This window comes from Streptomyces milbemycinicus, assembly GCF_002154605.1.
Lineage (GTDB): Bacteria > Actinomycetota > Actinomycetes > Streptomycetales > Streptomycetaceae > Streptomyces > Streptomyces milbemycinicus.
In genome coordinates this window covers 156-550 of sequence record NZ_MUNE01000899.1, presented here as the reverse complement: position 1 = coordinate 550, position 395 = coordinate 156, and the positions used below count along the sequence as shown (strand labels likewise).

The following is a 395-nucleotide window of genomic DNA, read 5'->3' as shown; positions in this document are numbered from 1 at the left end:
CGGTTGCGGCCCACGCTCGTATTCGACTTCGGCACACCGGGTGAACTCGCCCAGTACCTCAAGAAGGAGATCCTCGCCGACTGAAAGGTCGGGCCGAGGGTTCGAAAGGGAACCTTGCAGTGAGAGTAAACGATGTCTTCATCAGCTCCGTCGGTGTGCACCTGCCCGAGTGGGTCAGCAGCGAGCAGGCCATCGCGGACGGCATGTACGAGGAGGAGGTGTACAAGGCCAGCGGCCTGACCGGAACGCACGTGGCCGGTGACCTGGCGGCGGTGGACATGGCCGTCTCCGCGGCGCGCAGCGCCATCGAGCGCGCCGACGTGGACGCGGACACAATCGACTCCCACATCCACAGCAGCGTCTACTACCAGGGCCCGGACGGCTCGTACCCGCCC

At 65.8% G+C, this 395-nt stretch carries 1 pseudogene; it reads left to right on the top strand.

The features are described from left to right. Window positions 1-119: 119 nt before the first annotated feature. Window positions 120-395: pseudogene (locus CCN51_RS56755) on the top strand (3-oxoacyl-ACP synthase); the annotation flags it as partial.